At 61.3% G+C, this 22,945-nt stretch carries 21 protein-coding genes; 4 read left to right on the top strand and 17 right to left on the bottom strand.

The genetic code is table 11. The features are described from left to right. Nucleotides 1–43 precede the first annotated feature (43 nt). Both ACMVPR_RS00525 and ACMVPR_RS00520 read right to left on the bottom strand, forming a co-directional pair. Nucleotides 44–775: an SDR family oxidoreductase gene (locus tag ACMVPR_RS00525; RefSeq protein WP_416881250.1), complete on the bottom strand. Its 732-nt coding sequence runs from the start codon at nucleotides 773–775 to the stop codon at nucleotides 44–46. A gap of 81 nt (nucleotides 776–856) precedes the next feature. Next, complete coding sequence (locus ACMVPR_RS00520) at nucleotides 857–2,638, bottom strand: IlvD/Edd family dehydratase (protein ID WP_416881249.1); 1,782 nt, start codon at nucleotides 2,636–2,638, stop codon at nucleotides 857–859. Between the two features lie 90 nt (nucleotides 2,639–2,728). Between ACMVPR_RS00520 and ACMVPR_RS00515 the strand changes: the two genes are divergently transcribed. Continuing rightward, nucleotides 2,729–3,070 (top strand): RidA family protein, encoded by a 342-nt coding sequence (locus ACMVPR_RS00515; protein ID WP_416881248.1) that lies wholly within the window; start codon nucleotides 2,729–2,731, stop codon nucleotides 3,068–3,070. Here the strand turns inward: ACMVPR_RS00515 and ACMVPR_RS00510 are convergent. From ACMVPR_RS00510 to ACMVPR_RS00485, 6 genes are all read right to left on the bottom strand, one after another. Beyond that, entirely contained in the window at nucleotides 3,061–4,041 is a 981-nt protein-coding gene (locus ACMVPR_RS00510) for a 2-dehydropantoate 2-reductase (RefSeq protein WP_416881247.1), read from the bottom strand. The two genes, ACMVPR_RS00515 and ACMVPR_RS00510, sit on opposite strands and share 10 nt — an antisense overlap. 145 nt (nucleotides 4,042–4,186) lie before the next feature. After that, complete coding sequence (locus ACMVPR_RS00505) at nucleotides 4,187–5,716, bottom strand: acyl--CoA ligase (protein WP_416881246.1); 1,530 nt, start codon at nucleotides 5,714–5,716, stop codon at nucleotides 4,187–4,189. Between the two features lie 183 nt (nucleotides 5,717–5,899). Then, nucleotides 5,900–7,411, bottom strand: coding sequence for a tripartite tricarboxylate transporter permease (locus tag ACMVPR_RS00500; protein ID WP_300580635.1), 1,512 nt, complete (start codon nucleotides 7,409–7,411; stop codon nucleotides 5,900–5,902). A 24-nt stretch (nucleotides 7,412–7,435) separates the two neighbouring features. Continuing rightward, a complete protein-coding gene (locus tag ACMVPR_RS00495; protein WP_300580633.1) occupies nucleotides 7,436–7,939 on the bottom strand; it encodes a tripartite tricarboxylate transporter TctB family protein in 504 nt (167 codons plus the stop codon). A 26-nt stretch (nucleotides 7,940–7,965) separates the two neighbouring features. Further along, entirely contained in the window at nucleotides 7,966–8,937 is a 972-nt protein-coding gene (locus ACMVPR_RS00490; RefSeq protein ID WP_300580630.1) for a Bug family tripartite tricarboxylate transporter substrate binding protein, read from the bottom strand. Nucleotides 8,938–9,053: 116 nt separating this feature from the next. After that, nucleotides 9,054–9,581, bottom strand: a complete 528-nt coding sequence (locus ACMVPR_RS00485) for a universal stress protein (protein ID WP_416881245.1) — start codon at nucleotides 9,579–9,581, stop codon at nucleotides 9,054–9,056. Here ACMVPR_RS00485 and ACMVPR_RS00480 point away from each other — a divergent pair. Next, on the top strand, nucleotides 9,561–9,977 hold the full coding sequence (locus tag ACMVPR_RS00480) for a hypothetical protein (RefSeq protein ID WP_416881244.1): 417 nt from the start codon (nucleotides 9,561–9,563) through the stop codon (nucleotides 9,975–9,977). The genes ACMVPR_RS00485 and ACMVPR_RS00480 overlap by 21 nt on opposite strands. A gap of 390 nt (nucleotides 9,978–10,367) precedes the next feature. Beyond that, nucleotides 10,368–12,536 carry a selenide, water dikinase SelD gene (gene selD, locus ACMVPR_RS00475; RefSeq protein ID WP_416881243.1) on the top strand — a complete coding sequence of 723 codons (2,169 nt, stop codon included), beginning with the start codon at nucleotides 10,368–10,370 and terminating at the stop codon, nucleotides 12,534–12,536. Here selD and mnmH read toward each other — a convergent pair. The 9 genes from mnmH to betI form a co-directional block, all read right to left on the bottom strand. Continuing rightward, a complete protein-coding gene (gene mnmH, locus ACMVPR_RS00470; RefSeq protein WP_416881242.1) occupies nucleotides 12,518–13,573 on the bottom strand; it encodes a tRNA 2-selenouridine(34) synthase MnmH in 1,056 nt (351 codons plus the stop codon). The two genes, selD and mnmH, sit on opposite strands and share 19 nt — an antisense overlap. Nucleotides 13,574–13,578: 5 nt before the next feature. Beyond that, nucleotides 13,579–14,151: a PqiC family protein gene (locus ACMVPR_RS00465; protein WP_416881241.1), complete on the bottom strand. Its 573-nt coding sequence runs from the start codon at nucleotides 14,149–14,151 to the stop codon at nucleotides 13,579–13,581. Between the two features lie 15 nt (nucleotides 14,152–14,166). Beyond that, nucleotides 14,167–14,817, bottom strand: coding sequence for a hypothetical protein (locus tag ACMVPR_RS00460; RefSeq protein ID WP_416881240.1), 651 nt, complete (start codon nucleotides 14,815–14,817; stop codon nucleotides 14,167–14,169). Continuing rightward, nucleotides 14,729–16,618: an intermembrane transport protein PqiB gene (locus ACMVPR_RS00455; protein WP_416881239.1), complete on the bottom strand. Its 1,890-nt coding sequence runs from the start codon at nucleotides 16,616–16,618 to the stop codon at nucleotides 14,729–14,731. The genes ACMVPR_RS00460 and ACMVPR_RS00455 overlap by 89 nt, the downstream gene beginning before the upstream one ends. Further along, nucleotides 16,615–17,247 carry a paraquat-inducible protein A gene (locus tag ACMVPR_RS00450; RefSeq protein WP_416881238.1) on the bottom strand — a complete coding sequence of 211 codons (633 nt, stop codon included), beginning with the start codon at nucleotides 17,245–17,247 and terminating at the stop codon, nucleotides 16,615–16,617. Before ACMVPR_RS00450 ends, ACMVPR_RS00455 begins: the two co-directional genes overlap by 4 nt. Continuing rightward, nucleotides 17,214–17,837, bottom strand: coding sequence for a paraquat-inducible protein A (locus ACMVPR_RS00445; RefSeq protein WP_416881237.1), 624 nt, complete (start codon nucleotides 17,835–17,837; stop codon nucleotides 17,214–17,216). The genes ACMVPR_RS00450 and ACMVPR_RS00445 overlap by 34 nt, the downstream gene beginning before the upstream one ends. A 328-nt stretch (nucleotides 17,838–18,165) precedes the next feature. Beyond that, nucleotides 18,166–19,824: a choline dehydrogenase gene (gene betA, locus ACMVPR_RS00440; RefSeq protein ID WP_416881236.1), complete on the bottom strand. Its 1,659-nt coding sequence runs from the start codon at nucleotides 19,822–19,824 to the stop codon at nucleotides 18,166–18,168. A gap of 9 nt (nucleotides 19,825–19,833) precedes the next feature. Continuing rightward, nucleotides 19,834–21,291 carry a betaine-aldehyde dehydrogenase gene (betB, locus tag ACMVPR_RS00435; RefSeq protein ID WP_416881235.1) on the bottom strand — a complete coding sequence of 486 codons (1,458 nt, stop codon included), beginning with the start codon at nucleotides 21,289–21,291 and terminating at the stop codon, nucleotides 19,834–19,836. After that, the gene (betI, locus tag ACMVPR_RS00430; RefSeq protein ID WP_416881234.1) at nucleotides 21,288–21,884 is read right to left on the bottom strand and encodes a choline-responsive transcriptional repressor BetI; all 597 of its coding nucleotides are present in this window, start codon (nucleotides 21,882–21,884) and stop codon (nucleotides 21,288–21,290) included. The genes betB and betI overlap by 4 nt, the downstream gene beginning before the upstream one ends. A 107-nt stretch (nucleotides 21,885–21,991) precedes the next feature. Between betI and choX the strand changes: the two genes are divergently transcribed. Next, nucleotides 21,992–22,906 (top strand): choline ABC transporter substrate-binding protein, encoded by a 915-nt coding sequence (gene choX, locus ACMVPR_RS00425; protein ID WP_416884592.1) that lies wholly within the window; start codon nucleotides 21,992–21,994, stop codon nucleotides 22,904–22,906. The last annotated feature ends 39 nt before the right edge of the window (nucleotides 22,907–22,945 follow it).

Genomic DNA, 22,945 nt, shown 5'->3' with positions numbered 1-22,945 from the left:
GACGGCATAAACGCACGAAGCTCAGGCCGAGTCCAAGGGCAATCTAGCCGCGCCCGATATAGGGCATGGTGGTCGCCATCACCGTCATGAACTGAACATTGGCATCCAGCGGCAGACTGGCCATATGCAGCACAGATGTCGCCACATGCGCCACATCCATCACCGGCTCCACCGGTTTGCCTGCGTCGATCGCCTGCGCGCGCAACCCGTGCACGATCTCGGTCTCCGCATTGCCGATATCGATCTGCCCGCAAGCGATGTTGAACGCCCGCCCATCCAGCGACAGCGTCCGCGTGAGCCCGGTGATCGCATGTTTCGACGCCGTATAGGGCACCGACCCCCAGCGCGGCACATGGGCCGAGATCGAGCCGTTGTTGATGATCCGCCCGCCCTGCGGGTCCTGCCGCCGCATCTGCGCAAAGGCCGCACGCGCACAGAGAAAACTGCCTGTCAGGTTGACGTCGATGCAGCGTTTCCAATCCTCCAGCGGGATCTCGTCAATGGTCGCCCCGAACACGCCCGTTCCTGCATTGTTGAAAAGCGCATCAAGCCGCCCCCAACGCTCCACAACCTGCGCAAAGGCCGCCTCCACCGCCGCCACGTCGGTCACGTCACAGGGCAGCGCCAACGCCGCCTCTGTCCCCGCCGCGATCTCCTCCAAATGTGCCGCCCGTCGCCCGATCAGCCCGACCGTCCAGCCAGCCTCAAGAAATGCTTCGGCACAGGCACGGCCAATCCCGCTGCCCGCCCCAGTGATGATGATCGTCTGTGACATGACCCAGCTCCCTGCTTCATCTTGCCAAATAAACTCCGGGGAGTCCGCCAAAGGCGGACGGGGGCAGCGCCCCCTACCCCGTCAGTGATTGTCGCGCGGCAAATCCTTGGCGATCCGCTGATACGCCGTCGCCAACTCGAGGCATCCCCCATCCGCCAATTGCCCGACATGGCGGCGATAGATCTCCTGCCACGGCGTCTGGTTGACGATCTCCGGCGCCTGCCACGCCGCCTTGCGTTCCTCCCATTCCACCTCATCCACCAAGGCGTTCAGGGTCGAGGCATTGAGATCCAGCCGCACCCGGTCCCCGGTTTGCAGATAGGCCAATCCGCCCCCCACAACCGCCTCGGGCGAGGCATTCAGGATCGACGGGCTTTCCGACGTCCCCGATTGCCGCCCATCCCCCACCGTCGGCAGGTGATTGATCCCAGCCTTTACCAGCGCATCAGGCGGCTGCATATTCACCACCTCGGCTGATCCGGGATAGCCCACACAGCCGACATTGCGGATGAAGAGCATGCATTCCTCGTCAATCGCCAGATCCGGATCGTTGATCCGGTCGTGGTAATCCTCGGGCCCCTCGAACACGATCGCCCGCGCCTCGAACACGCCTTCCTCACCGGGTTTCGACAGGAACCGCTTGCGGAAATCGGCGGAAATCACGCTGGTCTTCATGAGCGCCGAGTCAAAGAGGTTCCCCGACAGCACCTTGAACCCCGCCTTGTCGCGCAGCGGCGCGTCATAGGTCGTGATCACGTCCCGGTCCAGACTCTCCCAAGACGCCAGCACATCCCCCAACCGCTGCCCTGACGCGGTCATCACCCCCTCATGCAACCGCCCCGCTTTGCGCAATTCCCCCATCACCGCAGGCACACCGCCTGCGCGGTAAAAACTCTCGCCCAGGTACTCGCCCGCCGGCTGCATATTCACCATGAGCGGCACGTCAAACCCGATCTTCTCCCAATCGGTCACGTCCAACTCCACCCCCGCATGTCGCGCAATCGCCTGCAGATGCGGCGGGGCATTGGTCGACCCGCCAATGGCCGCATTGACCACAATTGCGTTCTCGAACGCCTCGCGCGTCAAAATGTCCGACGGTTTCAGATCGTCCAGCACCATCTGCACACAGCGCTTGCCCGTCTCATAAGCCATCGCCATCCGCTCACGGAACGGCGCCGGGATCGCCGAATTGCCCGGCAAGGACATGCCCAGCGCCTCGGCCATCGCGTTCATCGTGCTCGCCGTTCCCATCGTGTTGCAATGCCCCAATGAGGGCGACGATGCACAGGCCAGTTCCATGAACTCCTCGTAGCCGATCTCGCCCCGCGCCATCAGACGCCGCCCTTCCCAGATCGTCGTGCCGGAGCCTGCGCGTTTGCCCTTGTACCAGCCATCCAGCATCGGACCGCCATTGAGCGCAATCGCCGGAATATCCATCGTCGCCGCGCCCATGAGCTGCGCCGGCGTGGTCTTGTCACAGCCTGTGGTCAGCACCACCCCGTCAATGGGATAGCCATGCAGCACCTCGACCAAACTCAGATAGGCAAGGTTCCGGTCCAACGCCGCCGTCGGCCGCTTGCCGGTCTCCTGAATCGGATGCACCGGGAATTCCATCGGAATCCCCCCACCATCGCGAATCCCCGCCTTGATCCGGTCCATCAGGAACACATGGATCTTGTTGCAGGGCGCAAGATCCGACCCGGTATTGGCGATCCCGATGATCGGCTTTTCGGCCTGCAACTCCCCTTGGGTGAAGGACTGGTTCTGATAGCGCTCCAGATAAAGCGCCGTCATGCCCGGATTGTTGGGATTGTCGAACCATTCCTGCGACCGGAACCGTTTGCGCGCACGCGTGTCGGACATCTGATCTCTCCCCTCATCTGTCCCCAGCGTTCTGGACAATCCGCGCGCCAACAGCAAGTGTCAGCGCAAACAACAGTCAGGAGACACCCCATGATCGAACGGCAAGAGATCGGTACGCGGATGAGCAAGATCGTCAAACACAATGGCACCGTCTATCTCTGTGGTCAGGTGGGCTCAGGCGACACCGTGACAGAGCAGACGCAGGATTGCCTCGCCCGCGTCGATGCGCTGCTGAAACAGGCCGGATCGTCGCGCGAACAGATCCTGCAAGCCATCATCTGGGTCGCCGACATGGCCGATTTCGCCGAAATGAACGCTGTCTGGGACGCCTGGGTGCCCGAAGGCCACGCTCCCGCCCGCGCCTGCGGGGAGGCCAAGCTGGCCCGCCCCGAGCTCAAGGTCGAAGTGATCGTGACCGCCGCTTACGAATAAAGCCCGGCCGTCCGCGCCCGCAACGTGACCAACGCCAGCACCGTGTCGATTGTCGGTGTTGGCACATTCACCACGCGGCCCAGCTCCTGCACCGATCCCACCAGCGCGTCGATTTCCATCGGACGGCCCTGATCCAGATCCTGCAGCATCGACGTGCGGTGCGCGCCGACTGCCGCACCGCCATCAATGCGGCGCTCCACATCTATCGGGAACTTCACCCCCAGCTTTTCCGCAATCTCCTGCGCCTCGAGCATCATCCCCTTGGCCACCGCCCGCGTACCGGGATCGGTGCAGAGCACATCCAGCGTCGCATGGGTCAAAGCCGAGATCGGGTTGAATGACAGGTTGCCCCAAAGCTTCACCCAGATCTCATCCCGCAACCGGGGCCGCACCGGCGCCTTGAGCCCCGCGGAAGACAGCGCCTGCGACAGCGCCACAGCCCGCTCGGATTTCGACCCGTCCGGTTCGCCCAGCGAAAAGCGGTTGCCCTCGATATGCTTGACCACGCCGGGCTCGATCACTTCCGCTGCCGGATAGACCACACAGCCCAGCACCCGGTCCGGCCCGAACCCGTCCCATTGCGCATTGCCCGGATCGACCGACTCAAGCCGTGTGCCTTCGTGTTCACCACCGATCTTGTGAAAATACCACCACGGCACCCCGTTCACCCCCGACACAATCGTGGTGTTCGGCCCGATCAGCGGCTTCATCTTGTCCACGATCGGCGGCACGGAATGCGCCTTCAGTGTCACGATGATGTAATCCTGAACGCCAAGATCCGCCGGATTGTCCGAGGCGGTCACAGACACAACGGTCTCCTCACCACCCTCTTCGATCAGCTTCAAACCGTTGGCTTTCATCGCCGCCAGATGCGGCCCGCGCGCCACAAGGCTCACATCTGCCCCGGCCTGCGCCAACTTGACACCCATATAGCCGCCAATGGCGCCCGCTCCGAATACGCAAATCTTCATCGCTCACCCGAAACGATCCGCTGCTTTTCCGCGAACCGCTCCCCCTTCATCTTGCCAAATAAACTCCCGCCGGAGGCTCCCTCTCGATCCATCCGACACCACCGCCGATCAAAGGCGTAGGCCGGGCTATCAGCCCGGCACATGCTCACGCCGTCTCAACCAGCCCAAGCTTTTCCGCCAGACCGATCCGCTGCATCTTGCCGGTGGCCCCTTTCGGGATCTCGTCCAGAATGATCACCTTGCGCGGCACTTTGAAATCCGCCATGCGCTCGGCTGCGAAATCGCGGATCTCGCGCTCGGTCGCCTCGGTGCCATCCTTCAGCACGACAGCCGCCGCGACCTCTTCCCCCAGCTTGGGATGTGGCAGCGCGAAGGTCACCACCTGCGCAATCGCCGGGTGGTCCAGAAGCACCCCATCCACCTCGAGCGGCGAGACCTTCTCGCCGCCGCGATTGATGATTTCCTTCAATCGCCCGGTGAGATGCAGGAAGCCGTCTTCGTCAAACGCGCCCTGATCGCCGGTGCGGAACCAGCGCTTGCCATCGGCTTCAAAGAAGTTCTTGGCGTTTGCATCCGGGTTGCTCTCATAGCCGGGTGTCACGTTCGGGCCGGAAATCACCACCTCACCCGTCCCGTCGATCAGCCGGTTCTCGGTCTCATGCGCCACGCGCACTTCGGGGCCAGCGGCCACACCCACCGCACCGGGTTTCTGCCGGTCGAACGGGTTGCAGCACATCTGGTGCGCGGCTTCGGTCATGCCGTAAGCCTCGATCACCGGCGCGTTGAAGGTCTCGCGCAGCTGCTCCATCACCTGTGCCGGCAAAGACGCCGAGGACGACCGCAGGAAGCGCAGCGGCACCTCCGCGATCACATCCGCATTGCGGCCTGCGCGGGTCAGGATGGCCTGATGCATGGTCGGCACAGCGGTGTACCATGTGGGCGTCGCATCGCGCATCCAGCCAAAGAAGCGCAGCGCGTCAAAGCCCGGCGCGCACCAGATCGACGCGCCCACGGACAAAGATGCTGACACCGCAGCGATCAAGCCGTGAATATGGAACAATGGCATCACGTTCAGGCAACGGTCGTCGGACGACAGGTTCAGTGACGCCGCGATGTTGTGTGCCGACGCCGCCACGTTCGATTGCAGGAGCGGTACGATCTTCGGCCGCGACGTGGTACCCGAGGTGTGCAGGATCAGTGCCACATCGTCATCGCTCGGATCGCTCGCAGGAAGCGCATCGCCCGTCGCACCATCGGCGGACAGGGTGAACGACCCAGCTGGTGCGCCCTCGGCCACAACCGTGCGCAGCACCATCAACCCAAGGGACTGTGCGGCAGCCAGCGCCGGACCGTCATAGCCGTCGCCCAGCACAATCGCTTTCGCGCCAAGGTCCTCAAGGTAGAACTTGTATTCATCCTCGCGGTACGCCGGGTTCAGCGGGGCCGTGGTCGCCGCCTGCGCGATTGTCACGAACGCCGCCGCCATTTCCGGCCCGTTCGGCAGCACGATGGCCACCCGGTCGCTTGGACCGATGCCGAAGCCGCGCAAGGACGCGCTGACCTCCGCCGACAGATCCCGCAGCCCGCCATAGCTGAGCCAGTCCCGCCCAGGTGCGCCCAAGGCATTTGATCCGGCGTCATGTCCCTCTAGCAGTGCCTTGACGTTTGTAGCCATTGCCCTGTCCCTCCTTAGTAGTCTGTTTTCAGTTTTTTCCGCCCGAGCACCGCTCTGACATCCACCCTTGGGCTGATACATAACGAGTGGGCGCATAAAGAAAAGCGCGGCGTTGGCAATTTATACCTCTGACACCTGGTCTTCGATGACCGGACCACCGTGATCCCGACCCGCTCGCATAGGTCAGGCCAGTTTTTCCGACCGCTTGCGGCGCAGCAGTTTTATCGCAGGCAGCAGGATCAGGATGATGGCAACCACGGTGATGGGCCCCGCAATGGGTCGGGTGAAGAAGATCGTCGGGTCACCCGAGGACAGCAGCAGGGATTGGCGCATCGTCGGCTCGGCAATGGGCCCAAGCACAATCGCCAGAACAGCCGGTGCCAGCGGATAATCGAACTTGCGCAAAAAGAACGCCGCAAGCCCGAAAATGATGATCAGCCAAAGATCATGCATGCTGCGCGACGCGGCAAATCCACCAACGATGGACAGTACGAAGATCAGCGGAGCAAGGATGGTGAAGGGCATCCGCAGCATCCACACGAAAAGCGGGATGAACGCGAGGTTGATGAACAGCGCAGCGATGTTCGAGATGTAGAACGATCCGATCAGACCCCACACAAACTCGCTTTCATCGACAAACAGGCGCGGACCGGGTGTCAGACCCCAGATGACCATGCCACCCAGAAGGATCGCCGTTGTCGGAGAGCCCGGAATACCCAGCGTCAGCATCGGCAACATGGAGCCTGTAGAGGCGGAGTTGTTGGCGGCTTCAGGCGCCGCAACACCGTCGGGCGTCCCCTTCCCGTATTCCTCGGGATTCTTTGAGACCATCTTGGCAACACCGTAAGACATCAGCGACCCCGGTGTCGCACCTGCAGCGGGAAGAACACCAACGAAGAACCCAAGAAACGATCCGATCCCCGTGCCTTTCCAACCTCTGCGCATCGCTTCCTTGGAATCAGACACCATGCCCTTCATGGTCATTTTGGGGTTTGTCGTTGTCACTTCACCGCGCGTTTGCTCGATTGTCCAAAGCATCTCACCGATGCCGTATACCCCGATGGCCAGCACGATAAAGCCGATCCCCCGCAGGAAACCCTCGATCTCGAACAGCACAAGGCGCGGCTCACCCGAGATGGTGTCGAACCCGACAGTGGCCAGAACCAGACCAAGGCAGATCGAAAAGATCGTCTTCGGGATATCATCCCCGCCAAGCCCCACAAAGGTCGCGAAGGCCAGCAGCATCAGCGCAAAGATCTCGGGCGGTCCAAACGACAGGGCCATGGTCGCAAGCAGCGGCGCAAACAGAGTGAACAGGACGTTGGCGATGGTGCCGCCCACGAAGGACGCAATCGCCGCTGTCACCAGGGCAAGGCTGGCCCGCCCCTGAAGCGCCAGGGGCCGTCCATCAAACGTCGTGGCCACGGCCGTTGATGCGCCGGGTATGCCCATGGTGATTGATGAAATCGCCCCCCCGTACATCGCGCCGTAATAGATGGCGGCCAGAAAGATGATGGCGGAACCCGGCGGCACCAGAAAGGTGATCGGCAAAAGGATCGCCACACCGTTCACCGATCCCAATCCCGGCATTGCCCCGATGAACAAGCCAACGGTGACGCCAATCAGGATAAGAAGAAGATTGAGCGGCTCAAGCGCAACAAGCACGCCATCGGCCAGAAAAGATAAAGCTTCCATGATGGTCCTTGGGTCCTGGGGGCGTCAGTAAATGATGTCGTACATCACATCGAAGAAGGGCTGCGTGAACGGCAGGCCTTGCGGCATCGAAATCTGCATCGCCCCCTCGAAGAAGAAGAACAGACCGATGGGCAGGACGATCGCGATGGCGAGTGTCAGGGCCCAGGAATGCCGGCCCAGAAAACGCAGGTAGTAGACAAGGAACAGCCCCACCGCGCCATACATCGACACCACGGAAATCAAAGCAACGAATGCAATGACCCCACCTCCGACATGGAGCACGGTGCGCCATCCGAAGGCATCCATGAGCGGTTCATCAGACACCGATGCGGGGCTCTTGCCGCGCCACCAATTCCAGGCAATCGCAACACAGCTCAGCAGCATTCCGACCGACAGCCAGAATGGCCAGAAGCCACCGCCCGGCCCTTGGCCGCGAATGTACCCGATGGGAAGCTCTGCGCTCTTCCACATCAGATACAGGGAAAAGAGGGCAAGGAGCCCTGCAAGTGATATTTCACCTTGGCGCATGTCTGCCCCCTTTCCTGGCTTACAGCTTAACCGCCGATTTCGGACAGAAGCTTGCGGTGAGTGGCAACCTGCGTCGCCCAGTAGGCCCGTGTTTGCGCTTCATCCATCGGCAGCGGCGACAGGCTTTCAGAGGCCAGGTAGGCCTGCCAGTCCTCGCCTTCGTAGACCTTGCCGAAGACCTCGCGGTAATAGGCTGCAGCCTCGTCCGACATACCGGGGGCACCGACGATGGCCCGCTGGTTGTAGTACGAGAAGTCATGCCCCTTTTCCTTCATGGTCGGCACGTCAGGATAGGCATCCATACGCTCGTCCGAGAAGGCCAGAAGCGGCACGAAGTCACCCGCTTCGTAAAAGCCCTTGGCTTCGGCGGGGTTGTTGACGGTTGCCATGATCTGCTGACCGGCAAGGTCCTTGGCCACGGCGCCGCCGCCATCATAGGGGATGTACTTGATCTTCAAACCATAGGCCCCGGACATGTAAGCGATCACGATCGAGTCTTCCTGACCCGTTCCTGTGCCACCCATGACGTACTCGCCGTCCATTTCTTTGACCTTGGCGATAAAGTCTTCAAAGGTCGTGATGCCGGAATCCTTGTGAACCCAAAGCACGAACGGATCGACGCCCATCATGGTGATCGGGGTAAAGGTTTCGATATCGACGCCCAGACCCTCTTGGCGGATCGGTGTTGTGTAGAACGAATTCAGCGTGACCATCAGCGTGTGATCCGGGTCGCGCGCGTCCTTGAGATGCAGAAGGGCCTCAGCGCCCGAGCCGCCACCGCGGTTGGTGGGGATCAGGGGGCGATTGGTCATGTCATTCGCCTCGACCACCGATTGCACGAACCGCGCGATCTGGTCTGCCCCGCCGCCCGGACCTGCCATGATCGTGAAATCGATCGGACGTTTCGGCTGCCAGTCCTGGGCCAAAGCTGCCATCGGCAATGTCGCAAGGGCCGTGCCTGCAGCCAGTCCGAGGAAAAATCTCTTGGTGAGTTTCATGGTGTAGTCCTCCCTAATATGCCCGGTGTCCCAGGCCAGTCGTTTCCGCGTCATGTGCGGGGTTCAGATATGGGGCACGCCCCGGTCACAGGCCGTTGCTCGGCCAAAGAGTTGGTTCAATGTGCCATCAGGATGGGCATTTCTGTCTTGTCCACGATGCGTTCGGTATTGCCTCCAAACAGCATCTCGGTCTCGTGGCTGTGGCTGTAAGCACCAATCACCAGCAGGCTGGCCCCGATGCTCTTGCTCGTCTTGAGAAGCTCGGTGGCGGCATCTTTTCCGCTGAAGCGCACAACTTCGGCGGTGATGCCCCGCAGCGCGTAATAGTCCACAAGCTCTTCAACGGTGGGTCCGTGCGTTTGCACTTTCCCGCCGGTCAGGATGCTGACGCGCTTGGCAGCGTGAATGATGTCCAAAGACGATGCCACAGCCCGCGCTGCAGGCAGCGAGCCATTCCAGCCAACCGCCACGTGCTGGGCGAATGTTGCGTCAGGCTGCAACTGCCCCGGACAGATCAACACGGGCCGCCCCGCGCCATAAAGCGCCGCTTTCAACGAGCTTTGGCCAAGATTGCGTTCCCGCTGAGGCTTCGGCAAAACAATCAGATCGGACAACCGACCCGAATGCTTGACGACATCGGCCATGCGGCCCGGCTCTTCCGCAAAGGTACAAACCGCAACATCGGGTGTGCTCGCGTTTTCCTCGAGCCCAAAATCACGCGCCAGACGGTGCAAAATCTTGCGCAGGTGATCTTCCTGACGGTTCGCAAGCTCGACCGCCTGTTCCATCATCACCTTGCGGGCAAAGTCATTCATGACAATCCCCTGCGGCAGCAGATCGCTGGCCTGGGCACGACAATGGACGACATTGACCTGCGCTTGGTGCTGCTTGGCAAGTTCGGCGGCGTGGGCAAGGACGGTTGCGACCATGCCATCACCACGCACTGGGACCAAAATGGATTTCAACATCGCCGACGATCTCTCCTGCCTGTTCGCGCGGTCGCAATGTCGCGTCCCTACCGAGCAAAGGCCGCCTTCTGACCCAACGCTCTTCGCAATTCTTGGGCTTTCATCTAGGCGCAGGATTATTTCGTCAAGCATTAAGGTTTTGAAATTTACTTACTCAGTCGTTTTTCTCAATTTTTTAAGCCTTTGTTAATTAAATATTTTTCTGTATCCCAAAGTATACTGCGCTTTTGACGGGTCTGAGCGGCGCTAGCTGAGGCCACGGCAGACAGACTGCCTCGGTGATCCCGACCGAATCGCGCACAGGTGCCACCCACAAGCCCGCGCGCATCACCCTCTTCACGTCACCCCTTGCGTTAGCGCAAACGCGCACGGACAGACACGTTACGAAAGTTGATCACCCGCCGCATGGGCGGGGCGGCACCGCCGTGGTACACCGGGCCTGACCACCAAAGGACCAGCCTCATGCACCAGCCGCCCCTGCCGCTCACTCAGGACCTCGTTCTTATCGGTGGCGGCCACACCCACGCGTTGGTGCTGCGCAAATGGGCGATGAAACCTCTCCCCGGGGCACGACTTACGCTGATCAATCCGGGTCCAACCGCACCCTATTCCGGCATGCTGCCCGGTTTTGTCGCTGGCCATTACACCCGCGAACAACTCGACATCGACCTTGTCCGCCTCGCGCAATTCGCCAATGCGCGGCTGATCCTTGGATCGGTCACTGGCATCGACCCGGCCCGTGGCACTGTCCAGATCGACACCCATCCGCCCATTGGGTTCGACGCCTGTTCGGTCGATGTCGGCATCACCTCCGACATGCCTGCCCTGCCCGGTTTTGCCGACCATGCGATCCCTGCCAAACCGCTTGGTCCTTTTGCCGCCGAATGGGACAGCTTCCGCAACCGCACTGGCCCGGCCAACGTGGCCATCATCGGCGGCGGCGTTGCCGGTGCCGAATTGGCGATGGCAATGGCCCACGCCTTAAAGAAACGCAATCGCCCCGCCACAATTCACCTGATCGACAACGCCACCGCGCTGTCGGCGCTGCCAGCAAAAAGCGCCGATAAATTGCGCGACGCGATGAAGTCGCTCAACATCATCTTGCACGAAAACACCCAGATCACCCATCTTGGCAAAGACACGATCACCCTCGACGACGGCAGCAGCATCACGGCCCAGTTCATCACGGGCGCCGCAGGAGCACGCCCTTATCCTTGGCTGGCACAGACCGGCCTGACCACCCATGACGGCTTTCTGACCGTCAATGACCGTCTGCAAACCAGTGATCCGCGCATCTTTGCCGTCGGCGACTGCGCGCACATGTCCCACGCCCCCCGGCCCAAGGCGGGCGTCTATGCCGTGCGGCAAGCCCCTGTTCTATTTCACAATCTCGCCTCCTCTCTCTCGGGTGGTCCGCTCAAGACCTATGTGCCACAGAAAGATTACCTGAAGCTTATCTCGCTCGGGAAAAAGTCGGCGCTTGGTGATCGCTTCGGCCTCACGTTCACCGGCCCTTGGGTCTGGGGTTGGAAAGACCGCATCGACCGCAAATTCATGGACCAGTTCGACCAACTGCCCAAGATGCCCACTGCGCCCCTGCCCTATCCCCGCGCCAAGGGGGTGCAGCAGGCGATGGGCCCTAAACCGCTTTGCGGTGGCTGTGGCGCGAAACTCGGCCGCGATGCGCTGTCCAAATCCCTCGCCACGCTGAAACCCACGCAGCGCGCCGACATCACGCCGCTTCCTGGTGACGATGCGGCCCTCCTGCTCACCGGCGGCGCGCGGCAGGTTTTCACCACCGACCATCTGCGCAGCTTCTGGGCCGATCCCGCCGTCATGGCCCGCATCGCGACCCATCATGCCCTGGGTGACATCTGGGCGATGGGTGCCAACCCGCAGGCCGCAACCCTGTCGATCACCCTGCCCCGCCTGTCGGAACCCTTGGCCGAACGCACCCTGACAGAGATCCTGACCTCGGCCCAAACCATCCTGCAGGACGCGGGTGCCGATATCGTCGGCGGCCACTCCACGCTGGGGGACGAATTGACCATCGGCCTCGCCGTCACCGGCCTGCTTGACCGCGATCCGATCACGCTGGGCGGCGCACAGGACGGCGCGGCGCTGATCCTGACCAAACCCATCGGCACCGGCGTGATCATGGCCGCGCTCATGTCCGGCAAGGCGCGGGGTTCCGACGTCGCAGCCGCGCTGGACGCGATGCAGCAGGGCCAGAAATCCGCCTCCCACATCCTGCAGGACACGGCACAGGCAATGACCGATCTCACCGGGTTCGGCCTTGCCGGGCACACACAGAACATCTGCGCCGCCTCCGGCCTTGCCGCGACCCTGACGCTCGACACTATCCCGCTCCTGCCAGGTGCGCTGGACCTGTCGGAACGCGGCGAGCATTCTTCGCTTTACGACAACAATCGCGCCGGATTTTCAAACATTCCCGACAGCCCGCTCACACGCTTGCTTTTTGATCCGCAAACCGGCGGTGGGCTGTTGGCGGCTGTTCCGGCGGATCAGGCGCAAACCCTGATCGACAAACTGCACCAGAACGGGCACCCCGACAGCGCCATCATCGGCCATCTGCACAGAGGTCCGGTCGGTCAGATCTCAATCGCCTGAAGCACCGCCGCGACCTGCGCCGCCACGTGTTCAAGATGCGCAGGCGTAAGCCCATCCGCCGCAACCTGCGCAATGACATGGGGGGCCATCGCCTTCATCGACTTGGCATAAGCCAGATCGTAATGGTCCTCCATCAGCGACCGCGTGAGCGCCCGCTTGTCACCCGCCGCACTCAGCCCAATCCACTGCGCAACCAAAGCCTCGCCCCGATGCGCCTTGAGTGGCGCCAGCCGTGCGTGCAGCCTGGGCCGATCCGACAGGATATCGTCATAGGCCCGCAGCAAATACTCCGTCCGCGCCTCCAATGGCGCTGTCACCTCGATCCACGGCGCCACCTTCATCCCGTCCCAAAGCGACGGCGGCACAAGGATCTGCCCGATCTTGCTGCTCTCCGCCTCCACCAGAACGGGCCGCCCCGGATCGAGACGGCACAGCACCCGTGCCAAGGCGCTTTCAAACGCCTTCTGCGACGGCTGCTCCCCCATCGACCCCAAGAGCGATCCACGGTGGTTCGCCAACCCCTCAAGGTCGATCACCTGCACGCCCCGCGCCGCCAAAAGCGGCAAAAGCTCTGTCTTGGCCGTACCGGTATAGCCGCCCAATTGCACGAACCGGAACGGCAGCGCCTGATCGTGCAGCATCTCCACAACCAGCCGCCGATAGGTTTTGTACCCGCCCTGAACCACGTCAGACCGCCAGCCGATTTCCTTGAGCAGCCACGCAAACGACCCCGACCTTTGCCCGCCGCGCCAGCAATAGACCAAGGGTCGCCAACCACCGTCATGATGAGACAAAGAGGTTTCGATATGGTTAGCGGCATTGCGGAACACCAACGCGGCCCCGATCTTACGCGCATCAAACGGGCTGACCTGCTTGTAGATCGTACCCACCCGCGCCCGCTCCTCATTGTCGAGAACCGGCAGGTTGATCGCACCGGGCACATGATCTTCGGCAAATTCCGCAGGGCTGCGGACGTCGATCACGGTATCGAACCCGTGGTCGAGCAGGTCATTCAGGCTGGAGGGGATCAGGGGCATGGCCTCTAGCGCAAAAGCCCGATCAACTCGTCCGACAGCGCCACCAGCGCCCGGCCCTGCGCGTCAGTGACCGCAGCCGCCGAGATCTCGGCAATCGGCACCGAGATGGCAAACCGTTCGACCCGCTCGCGCGGGCGTCCGTCCACGGCACTCACTGCAGCCTGCCCTGTGATCTCGAACACACCTGAAACATTGGCCAGCATCCTGTCGATCCGCACATCCAGCCGCGCCGACGGGCCATCCAGCAGCGGCCAAGGCTCTGCCGAAACTGTCGCCGTGCTGCGGTCGTCCAGCAATTGTGCCAACGTACCCGTGACCGCGCGCGCCGGATCATCCGCCCAGACCGCGTCCCCCAAGGGCCGCAACGCGCCGCCTTCCTCGCGCACGAGGATCTCGGAACCTGACGCATGGCTGGGCAGCGACACGTCGCGCAACTCGACACTCTGCACCGACACGCGCGTCGCAGCCCCGGTCGCCACCGGCGCGTCGATCAGGTAACGCGCGCTGTCGGCTGATCCACAGGCCACCAAAGGCAGCGCGACCAAAACCGCCAGCACCCGCATGTTCATCTGCATCATTCCACTCGTCCTTCCTCAGCGCCCGAAGATCAGCGAATTGGGGCTGCGCTCGATCGCGCGCGCCAATTCGGAAATCGACTTCGCTGCATTCTGTACCTCGCGCAGCGCTGACAGCGTCTGCGTATTGAAATCCGACCGTTCCCCATAAGACCGCACAACGGCCTCGGTCTCGGCCACCAACCGCTCCAACCGGGCGGTCAACTGCGGCAGGTCCTCAACCGACTCCGCCACCGACCCGGCCGCATCCGACGCCGATTGCAGCGTCGCGTTCAGGTTCTCAACCACGCCCCCTTCACGCAACTCGGCCAAGGCCAGCCGCATCTCGGTCAGCGCGTCGTTGATTGTACCGGGCAGTTCCAGCGTGTCCTGCGACCCCACCAGCGCATCGACCCGGTTGAGCGTGCTCGTCGCACTGTCCACTAGCTCTTGCAATTCCAGATCTTTCGCCGTCGTCGCCACCGCTTCAAGCTCGCTCAACAGCTCGGGAATGTCGCTCTCGGTGATCTGCCGCAGGTTCGCCGTGAGCGCGGGAGCATCCTGCGAGGCCACGCTGATATCCGCCATTGCCCTGTCCAGATTACGCAGGGAACTGCCCAACGCCTGCACCGCACCTTCGGCCCGCACATCCGCCACGATGGTCCGCACATCCTCGATCGCTGCAGTCACCGCTGCCGGGATGCCCTGCACCGCCTCCTGCGCGATCAGCGCATCCACCCGGTTCAATGTCGCCGTGGCGCTGGCCACCAACTCGTCCAGCTTCAGCTCCTGCGCGGTCTGCGCCACGCCCTGCAATTCGGCCAGCACCGCCGGAATGTCCTCTTCCGTCAGCTTTGCAAGGTTCTCGGCCAACGCCGGGGCCGATTGCGACGCGGCGTTGATCCCCACCATCGCCGCATCCAATTGCGCCAAGGCGCTGTTCAAGGACGCAATCGCACCACCCTCGCGCACCTCGGCCACAAGCGCCGTCAGGTCGTTCACCGCCGCTTCGATCTGCGCTGGGATCGCCTGGATCGCCTCGTTGCCGACCAGCGCGCGTGTCGTCCAGCAGCGCCACCGCCGATCCCGGCACGCGCTGCAAATCCTCGTTCCGCGCCAATTGCTCGACCGCATCCATGAGGCTGATCGCCTGTTGCATGACCTCTTCAATGGGCAGCGCGTTGATCCGCTCCAGCACACCTTCGGCGGTGGCCGTAAAGTCCGACAGATTGGATTCGATGCTGGGCAGGCGCGGTGGTTCACCATCAACTTCGGTCAGCCGCGCAGCAGGCGCGTCATCCAGCACAACAAGCTCGATCCGCAGATCGCTGCTCAGCAGGCTTTCCGTCGCCAAACGCGCCCGCATCCCCGTCTCGACCGCAAAACGGAAGAAATCGACCGTCTCCTCCGGGGTGGTTTCGGGGGGCAAGCCCATGCGCTGCGGGTCGATGGCTACGTTCACCAGCAAAGACAGCTCTGGCCCGAACTGAGTCTCGATCACCCGAGACCGCAATTCGGTGACGACCCCCACTTCGAGGCCCTGATAGGTCACGTCGTCGCCCGCTTCCAAACCGTTCACCGACTCCGAAAATTGGACCGCGAAAGACACGCCCTGCGATGGCCCGCGCACCAGGGTGTTGCGGCGGGCGTCTTCCTCTTCCTCGTAAAGCGTGAACACGTAGCCGGGGGGCAACGGCTCCCCGTCTTCGTAGACATCATCAAACGACACGCCGCCTGTGACCAGCGATGCAAGGCTGTCGAAATCCACCGAAAAACCCGCTGTACCAAAGGTCAGTTCGAACCCCGACGTGTCCCAGAACCGCGTCGCCTGCGTCAGCCGCGTATCATGCGGCGCGTCGATGAACGCATCGACCAACACCGTGCGCCCATCTGCCGAAAGACGCGGAGCCTCCAGCCGCCCCACCTCGACACCGCGAAACAGCACCGGCGATCCATAGGAAATCGTCGTGCCATCATCCGTCGCCAATGTGATCCGCCGACCAGGACGCCCTGGCTGGTTCAGCGGCGGCGTTTCCGTTCCGGCAAACCGCTGCGTCACTGCACCCGGGATGTTGTCCCACGCGCCTTCGATATACACACCCGACAAAACCGTCGACAAACCGCTGATCCCACGCGCTGACACTTCAGGCCGCACCACCCAGAACGTCGCCTCGTCGTCGATGAACGGTGCAACATCATTGTCGACACGCACATAGACCAGAACCTGGCCCAAATCCGAGGTGAACCGCACATCCTCGACCGTTCCTACCACCACGTCGCGATAGCGCAGGGTCGTTTCTCCAGCCACCACGCCCGATGCGTTGCGAAACGCGATCTCGATCAACGTCCCGCGATCTGCATAGTTCTGCCACGCGATGCCAAGCGACACGCCCAGCGCCACCAGCGGCACCAGCCAGACAACAGACAGGTTCCGAAACAGCGACTTGCGCGGTGCGGACACCTTCATATCTGCGGGGGTCGGATCGCTCAAACCGGTTTTCCTTCAGGCGCGTCCCAGATGAGTTTGGGATCGAAGCTATTGGCCGAAATCATGGTGAATGCAACCGAAAGAGCAAAACTCACGGCCGCGATTCCTGGATGAATGGAGGCGACGAAATTCAACTGCACCAAGGCCGACAGGATCGCCACGACGAAGACGTCGATCATCGACCAGCGACCTATGAACTCGACCACCTCGTAAAGGTGAAAATGGGCGGTGGTGCCCGGTTTTCCGCGCTGAATCCTGATTGCAAGATAGGCAATCGCGATGAACTTGCTGACCGGAATGATGACCGAGGCGAAAAACACGATCAACGCCACACCATAAGAGCCGTGATCCATCAGCTCGAACACACCGCCGACAATCGTGCTCTCCTGCGTATTGCCAAAGGTCGTGGTGCGCAGCATCGGATAGACATTGGCGGGGATGTACACGACCATGCCCGCAAAGAGCCAAGCCCAGACCCGCTGCAGGCTTGTCATGTCCCGGCTGACCAGCCGCGTTCCACACACCGTACAGGTCTCTGTTCCCAGTTGGTAAACATGGCCACATTCGGCACAGCCCACCAACCCCGCAGCCCGCGCCGTCAGGACGGGCTGCGCGCGTTCAGCGTTTGCCATACCGTCACCCGACACATGAAATTATCCTTGAGAACCGTGATGATCACCAGCCCAACGAAGGCCCAGAAGGCGGGGCCAAGCGTCACCTGCGCCAACCCTGCAACCTTCACCAGCGCGACAGCCACGCCAATGATGAACACCTCCGCCATCGCCCATGGGCGGATATGTTCAGCGAGTTTGAACACCGACCGCGCATGTTTCGCGGGTGCCCAACCCAATGCCATTGGCGCGAACACATAAATCAGCGCCACGAACCGGGTGATCGGCAACACCACGATCAACGCCGCCACCGCGAAGGACAAAGGCAGCATGAGCCCGTCCGAGAACGCAAGAATTGCGTCGAAAACCGAACTTTTCCGACCCAGCCCATGGGTGCTCAATTCAAGAAATGGAAAGAAAACCGCAGCGATCATCAGGATCAGAGCCGTCATCGACAGCATGACGATCCGTGTCATCGCGCCTTCGCGCGGCGCCATCAGAACAGTGCCACACCGCACACATCTGGCCTGAGCGCCGATATCGACTTGCGGCACCCGGTGCAGCGCGTCGCATTTGGGGCAAGCGATCATGTCGGACAGTGAGTTGGTCATTTGGCTGTGATACGCCATCCGCGCGGCAGGTTACAGGAGCTTGCTCAGAAGACGCGCGCGCCTGTCCTTTTGTTCCCCAAACCTGATCAAGGTTTGAGCAATGCGGCGACACCTTCGCATTCTACCTGACTGTCTTGTCTGTCTCGACGTCCCTTTGGCCCGAAGGGCAGGCGGCATCTCAGAACTAGCTGCAACGCGTCAAGAAACGCTTTCCAAAAACAATAGATTAAATAGAAGAGAAGCTGATTTTCGATACATTTATTCGAAGTAAAAGCAGCCTACAGCCATCGGATCAAAGCGTACGGTTCGCAAGGTCCAACCGTACGGTTCATCGCTGCGCGGTTTGCCAATCCGGATGAATCCACGGCTCACGATTGTCCGACGGCAACGGCGTTTTGCCCAAAATGTGATCCGACGCCTTTTCTCCCACCAGAATCGACGGCGCGTTGAGATTGCCATTGGTGATCCGCGGAAAGATCGAGCTGTCCGCAACCCTCAGATTTTCCACACCAATCACGCGCGTTTCGGGATCGACGACCGCCATCGGATCGTTGCGCCCCCCCATCTTGCAGGTCCCGCAGGGATGATAGGCGCTTTCGGCATGCTCACGGATGAAATCGTCAAGGCTTTCATCACTTTGCGCGTCATCGCCCGGTTGGATTTCGTGCTTGAAATAAGGTTTGAACGCATCCTGCCGGAAGATATCCCGGACCAGCCGGATACCCTGCCGAAAGTCGATCCAATCCTCCAAGTGGCTCATATAGTTGAAGAAAATACGAGGATCCTCCTTCGGATCGCCGGAGCGCAGCGTGATCTCGCCCCGCGACGGCGACCGCATCGGCCCCACATGGGCCTGAAACCCGTGCCCTTCGGCAGCAGTTTGCCCATCATACCGAACCGCAATCGGCAGGAAGTGGATCTGCAGATCGGGATAGTCGACGCCAGCCCTCGACCGAATAAATCCAGCACTTTCAAACTGGTTAGAAGCGCCCGGTCCGGTTCTGGTCAGCAGCCAGCGCGCGCCGACATAGGCTTTGCCCAGTAGGTTCCAGTATTTGTAAAGGCTCACCGGCTGGCTCGCCGCGGCCTGAACATAAACCTCCAGGTGATCCTGCAAATTCTGCCCCACGCCCGGCCGATCCGCGATCACCTCGATGCCATGTTCCCGCAAGTGCTGCGCCGGACCAATCCCCGAAAGCATCAACAATTTCGGGGAGTTGATGGCCGAGGCTGCAAGGATCACTTCAACATCGGCACGGATCACCTTGATCTGTCCCGCCTGTTCGACTTCGACACCAGTGGCGCGCCCGTTCTCGATCACAACCTTGCGCGCGAACTCCCTGACAACATTACAGTTTCCGCTCTTCAACGCAGGCCGCAGATATGCCTTGGCCGCCGACCATCGCTCGCCCTGCCAGACCGTCATGTCGAACGGCCCAACCCCCTCTTGCTGGTGCCCGTTGTAGTCGCCCGTGATGTCGTAACCCGCCTGAGCACCCGCCTCGACAAAGGCACGGGTCAACGGGTTCTCGCGCGCACCTCGGGTGATGTGGAGCGGTCCACCGGTTCCACGCCACTCCGGATCGCCACCATGTCCACCTGAATGCCAATTCTCAAGCCGCTGAAAATAAGGCAGAACATCAGCATATCCCCAGCCAGCGGCACCCTGATCGCGCCAATGGTCATAGTCGCGCGCATGACCCCGCACATAGATCATGCCGTTGATTGACGACGAGCCCCCAATCACCTTGCCACGCGGACAGGCCAGACGCCGACCGCCAAGATGTGGCTCAGGCTCAGTCCTGAATCCCCAGTCATAGCGCTTCATGTTCATCGGATAGCTCAGGGCGCCAGGCATCTGGATGAACGGTCCGGCGTCCGTCCCGCCGTGCTCGATCACGGTCACGGAACGGCCCGCTTCGGACAAACGGTAGGCCAGCGCACAGCCCGCTGAGCCAGCGCCTACGATGACGTATTCAGATTTCATTTCAGTGCCTTAGAACGGGGCCTCAACGTCGCCCATGCGGACGAAGACGGATTTCAGTTCGCTGTAATGGTTGATTGCAGCCTTGGAGTTTTCGCGTCCGACGCCCGACATTTTTGTCCCGCCAAAGGGCGCTTCGACCGGAGCATCGTTATATGAGTTGATGAAACAAGACCCCGCCTCCAGCTGCGCGATCACGCGATGCGCGCGAGACAGGTCGCGGGTGAACACACCGGCGGACAGACCGAATTCCGTGGCGTTTGCACGGGTTATCGCCTCTTCTTCGGTGTCGAAATCAAGCACCGCCATGACGGGGCCGAAAATCTCTTCGCGGGCGATGGTCATGTCGTCGATAACATCTGCAAAAACCGTGGGTTGCAGGTAGAAGCCATCGCGGTCGAGACGCTTGCCGCCGGTGACCAGACGCGCCCCTTCCTTTTCACCTTTTTCGATGTAATCGAGGACGATGTTCATCTGTTTTTCAGAAACCATCGGGCCGAAATTTGTGGCCTCATCCAACGGATCGCCAATCACGGCCGTGGAAAGACGTTCCGTCAGGCGTTTCAGAAACGCTTCCTTAATCCCTCTCTGCACAAATACCCGCGTCCCGTTCGAACACACCTGACCAGAGGAGTAGAAATTTCCCAGTATCGCCCCCCCGACCGCGTTCTCGAGATCGGCATCGTCAAAGATCACCAACGGTGACTTTCCACCCAATTCCATCGTCACGTGTTTCATCTGCGCGGCGGCAGCGGCATAGACTTTCTTACCCGTCGGCACGGATCCGGTCAGGGATACTTTCGCAACCCGTGGGTCTGTAACGAGGGAGGCCCCAACTTCGCCAAGCCCTTGAACCACGTTGTAAATACCTGCGGGAAGCCCCGCCTCGTACAAAATCTCGGCCACCTTCAAAGCACAAAGCGGCGTCATCTCGGAGGGTTTGAACACCATGGAATTCCCGCATGCCAGCGCAGGTGCGCCCTTCCAGCAGGCAATCTGGGTGGGATAGTTCCAGGCACCGATGCCAACACAAACGCCCAAAGCCTCGCGACGGGTGTAGACCCAGTTTTCGCCCAGCTGGATATGCTCTCCGGTCAGGCTGCCCGCGAGGCCGCCGAAATACTCGAATGCATCCGCCCCGCTGGTGGCATCCACTGCGATGGTTTCCTGATAGGGTTTGCCGGTGTCATGGGTTTCGAGCACCGAAAGGTCGTGATTGCGCTCGCGCATGATGTCGGCGGCCCGACGCAGGATGCGCCCGCGTTCGGTCCCTGACATGGCGGCCCATTGCTTCTGCGCCCGATGTGCGGCGGCAAGCGCTTGGTCGATGATCGCCGGGGTCGCGGCATGAACGAGGGCGATCTGCTTTCCCGTCGCAGGATAAATCACGGGAATCGGCGTGCCGCTCGTGTCTTCGACATAGGCACCGTCGATGAAATGACTGGCTTTGGGCTGTGTGTCGTAGCTCATTTCGCAGGCCCCCTGTCCGCATGGGTGATTTCGTGATCAAGCATCGTGAGCACTTGGCGGGTTGCCTCTTCGCCCGAAGGGGCACCCCGGCTCAGCGCTTCGCGAAGGTACAAGCCGTCGATCAGCCCCGCGATGCGCAATGCGACTTCTGCCACACGCGGACCGACCAAAGGACGCAAATTGTAGACGAGGTTGGAATGCAGTCGGCGTTGGTAAACGCCCAACAAGCGCCGTGCCTGTTCGTCAGATTGCGCCAGAACGTAGAAATTCAGCCACGCGGCAACCACTTCGCGCCGAAAGTTCGAGCGGGTGAACCCGGCGCGGATGATCGCTTCGGTGCGCGCACGCGGCCCCTTGGCCATCGCAAGGGCACCTCGCACCTCGGCCCCATACAGACTGAGGGTATGGCGCATGGCCGCGAGAAAGATCTGATCCTTGCCGCCAAAATAGTGATGCGCCAGCGCCGAGGACATGCCTGCACGCCGGGCGATCTGTGCAACGGTCACGTCCAGAGACCCCACATGCCCGATCTCGGCAATCGTGGCTTTTACCAGCGCCTCACGGCGTATAGGCTCCATCCCGAGCTTCGGCACGTTCGACTCCGAAAATAAATGTTTGACGTCCGGGACCGTATGGCGTTTTTAATTGACTCGTCAATCAACAAAAATAACCGACCTCTGTCAGGGAGACTTACCAAATGATGAAATCTACCATTTCCGTTATGGCGATTTGCGCAGCGGGCGCTGCGGTGGCTGATTGCGACACCGTGACCTTTTCCGATGTGGGCTGGACCGACATCACCGCCACAACAGCAGCAACCACGGTCGTGCTGGATGCTTTGGGGTATGAGACCGATATCAAGGTGCTTTCGGTTCCGGTGACCTACACCGCATTGGCTGAAGGTGACGTTGACGTGTTCCTTGGCAACTGGATGCCGACCATGGAGGCCGACATTGCGCCCTATCGCGACGCGGGCACTGTCGACACCGTGCGCGCAAACCTTGAAGGCGCAAAATACACGCTTGCCACGAACAAGGCCGGGGCCGATCTGGGCATCACCAGCTTTGCCGCCATTGCCGCGCAAAAAGATGCGCTGGACGGCGAAATCTACGGGATTGAGCCCGGCAATGATGGCAACCGCCTGATCATGGACATGATCGCAGCAAACGCCTTTGATCTTGAAGGGTTCGAAGTTGTCGAAAGCTCGGAACAGGGGATGCTGGCGCAGGTTGCGCGGGCCGATGACCGTGGTGAGCCGGTAGTGTTCCTTGGCTGGGAACCGCACCCGATGAACGCCAATTTCGAAATGACCTATCTTGAAGGCGGCGACGACTGGTTCGGCCCGAACCTGGGCGGTGCGACTGTCTACACCAACACCTCCGCTGGCTATGTCGAGGCCTGCCCGAACGTGGGTAAATTGCTGACCAACCTCGAATTTACGCTGGCCATGGAAAACGAAATCATGGGCGCGATCCTGAATGACGGGGCCGAGGCGCGCGATGCGGCGATTGCCTGGCTGCAGGCGAACCCGGATGCTTACATGGGTTGGCTCGACGGCGTGACCACGAAGGACGGCGGCGATGCCGTGGCGGCGGTGAAAGCCGCACTTCAGTAACCAGAACAGGGCGGCGTCAGGCCGCCCTTCCTTTATTGA

This window comes from Marivita sp., assembly GCF_048006345.1.
Taxonomy (GTDB): Bacteria; Pseudomonadota; Alphaproteobacteria; order Rhodobacterales; family Rhodobacteraceae; genus Marivita.
This window is presented reverse-complemented; position numbering and strand designations above follow the sequence as displayed.